The organism is Bartonella japonica (assembly GCF_040545385.1).
In the GTDB taxonomy this organism is placed as follows: domain Bacteria; phylum Pseudomonadota; class Alphaproteobacteria; order Rhizobiales; family Rhizobiaceae; genus Bartonella; species Bartonella japonica.
This window is the reverse complement of record NZ_JBEPLT010000041.1, coordinates 1-3,378: the sequence shown is the minus strand read 5'-3', so window position 1 is coordinate 3,378 and position 3,378 is coordinate 1. Positions and strand designations below refer to the sequence as shown.

Below are 3,378 nucleotides of genomic sequence, written 5' to 3'. Positions count from 1 at the left end.
TAAATTTTTGCATTTCCACAAACGTCTACAAAAAAGTTTTTTACTTTCGCATTCCCTGAAACCCTAGCATTTTGAAAGACGCGTGCTTTATCATAAACCCAGCAATTACCCTCATGAGAGAGGTTGCTTTCATCTTCAATATAACCACCTAGATCGCCAGCTTTGACATCATCAAAATCTCTTAAAGCACGTATACGGTATAATATGAGACCAGTCGCAAAATCCATTTCGCCAGTAAACTCATATTTTTTAGATGTTTTTTTCTTATTAACGGGAGTATTTAATTTATTAACAACAGCATTCATGCTAGTGTTTCCTTTAGGTAAATAACGTTTTCAATTGACACCCTATAAGGGCGCCGGGCGCTTGAAAACACAGCCTAAAGTCTGTTGTCATACCTTCCCCATAAGGGTTTTGTATAGCATGACCACACCCGACATAATCATTATACGCTCTTAAAGCATAAAAGAAAGTCAGTATTTTAATGAATGGGAAAGATTGTTTCGTAATCTACCCGCTTTAGGAAGTGTTTTCAATCACTTGATTATTTATATAACAAAATACCTATTTATTGTCAAATAATATTTTATCTTTTTTGATATTTTTTGTATTTTTTTAATACGTTGTGTATTGATAATATCTTATGATTATTAATTGCTTCTTTTTTATTTATATGCTTTTAAAGCTATATTATGGGCTTTATAAAACGATTGCGTCATGTTTTGAATCTATACATTGATAATATTTAGAAACGCTTTCATAATGCGTTTTTTTATCTTTATAAACGATCTGTTTTTTTACTAAATGAATTTAAAATTTTTTTGTGAATTTTGTTTATAATGCATTTATCATTGAACTGTCTTAATAGGCACCGCGCTCTTATAACCAATGCTTTCATTTGCATTTTTGCTTTATTCAAATAAGGCTGTTATTTTTAGGCATTCTCTATAGCTGTTATATTCTTATAGCCACATGGCATCATTTTTCATTTTCATAAGAGAAATGATACATATGATAATTGTGATTTATAGACTGTTATAAAAACATCTCTATAGAGATTAGTGAATCCCTTTTAATAGACCGTGTCAGCGTTGTCAGTTGTGTCAGTTCCTTTTAAACGCTATATTATTTTTTTTAAATGAGTAAAAATAAAAGTTATTATATATCAATATGTTAATATCTTTAAAACATAACTCATATCAAAAGTACAATGTTTAAAGATAACCCATGATGCGAGTTGATTAAAACTTGTCAGTTATCTGTCAGTAAATTGAACTGACAAGTAAACCATTTGAGTGAGTGATTAAAATGTGTCTTATGATAAACCGTATGAAAGTAAAAACTGATTACGTTATCAAAATCCCTTTTATGAATTTTAATCATTTCATTTGAATAGATAAGCTTATGATTTTAGAAAGTCGTTAAAACATGTCTTATGAAGAGGCATATAAACCTTTTTAAAAGACAGCTTGTGATTATAAGAAGTGCTATTCGTTTTTTGTATTTTAGATATTTTGGGTATTTTGGGACTTCTTTTGGGGTCCTATTTTTTTTTAAAATAAGTTAGAAATAAAAAACATTATATTTCAATGTGTTAAGTTTTATGAATTTTCAAAAAACAACTCATATCGATAACAGAACCTATAAATACAACCCAAGGTAGGTATTTTGGGGTGTTTTTGGGTATTTTGGGACTTCTCTTTTAGCTCCATTTTTTAATTATTTTAGATTTCGATATAATCTCTTAATGGCAATGTAAAAAAGTCTAATTCACTTTAAGATGGGATTTCTTATAAATCTTAAAGCAATCCAAATAAGAGTATCTAAAAGTGCAAGTTTCTTCTTTTTAGAATAACGCATGATAAATTATCCTTTTAAAGATTATATGTAAGCAATATATAAAGGGGGTATAGAGTATAAAGAGGTATAGACTATAGTTATAAGATCCTATACCCCTTATAAGATTAACATACCCATTATGTGAGCATGCTTTATAAGTTATTCAGTTTCTCTTATTTCTAATTTTGGTAAGTTCTTAACGATTTTCATTGTTTCTAAACTTACGGTAATAACCCTTTGAAATAACTCTAGAGGGTAGGCGGGGTTTCCAACGGTTTCAACAGCATAGCGATTGGCATCATTCACAATGCCGCTCTTTTTATCAGTCTTAACACATTGACGTCCCATAACCCATTCAAGAGCGGGTTTACCATTGACTATATACTCATAAGCTTCAAGAGGGATATCTGTTATGGTAATATTGCTATTATAAATAACAGTAGTTTTATCTTTCTCTTTACCTGCTTTTGCGAATTTCATTTCAGTTACATAATAGAATTTCTCAGGATCAGGGATATCAGTCTGTTTTGGATTACCCTTTTTAAAGGTCACTGGATAAGGTTCTACATCTTCATAATTCACGTGCAAATGACCCAGTTCACGCCCTGCTGTTACAAACTTCCAAAAATCTTCAGCATCCTTTACGCAAGGGATGCGAGGCAATTCTTTGCATAAATTATCAGCATAACGAGCACGGTAATCTTCCGAATGAAGTAGACCGTAAACATAATAGAATAGATTATCTTTTGTTATGGTTTCATTAGGGTAAGCAGCTTTAAAATGTGCTAATCCTTCATCAGTTATGGCATCACGCCTCTGTAAACCAACTGTTGTGCTTTCTTCTGTAGAAATTAAAGATAAATGGGATTGTTTCTCACTTTTACTTTTTGAGACCGTATTGTCTTCGTAAATATAACGTGGAAAGCATTGACCTTTTTCTATTGCATCTAGATTAGGTAAATCCTTACTCATCAAAACAGAAAAACCACACCTTGCTCCTACGCCTGTAATTTGAATTACTTTATTTTCAACCGCTTTTTCCATTGGAAATATACGCGGCATTTGAAAAACTCTTTCATTGAAGGTGCGATTATAATAGAGCCATTGTTTCGTAAAAGGACGATATAGGCTTTGTGTGAGACATTTTTCTTCACATTCAAAAAACTTTCCTTTTATCAAATTTTGTTTAACACTGTAACTCCAACTGATTTTACTTTCATCGGAATTGATGAAATTATTTACAGCATTTTTATGTATCCTACGGTCAGCATGTGCATAAGTATCATTAAAACGTTCTACTTCGCTATTATAAAAGGCTATCATATTACGCATATTTTTTGTTAAAGATTCACGGCTTGAATTATATGCCCAAGCGTCGCGGCTAGTTACAACACCACACGAAAAATTTTCAAAGAGTTTTTTACCATGCCCTTTTTTGTCACCTTTATCACCTATAGCTAAAAATGCTTCAAAACTGTTATCACGTTGATTAATCCAATCACCATGTTCATCCGGTGTAATCATTCGCCAGCTTTGTTT

At 31.4% G+C, this 3,378-nt stretch carries 1 protein-coding gene and 1 pseudogene; both read right to left on the bottom strand.

Annotated elements, in window-relative coordinates; genetic code table 11:
- Window positions 1-305: pseudogene (locus tag ABID39_RS07705) on the bottom strand (hypothetical protein); the annotation flags it as partial.
- Between the two features lie 1,693 nt (window positions 306-1,998).
- Window positions 1,999-3,378 (bottom strand): type ISP restriction/modification enzyme (locus ABID39_RS07700; RefSeq protein WP_354187566.1); only part of this gene is annotated, 1,380 nt, incomplete at its 5' end.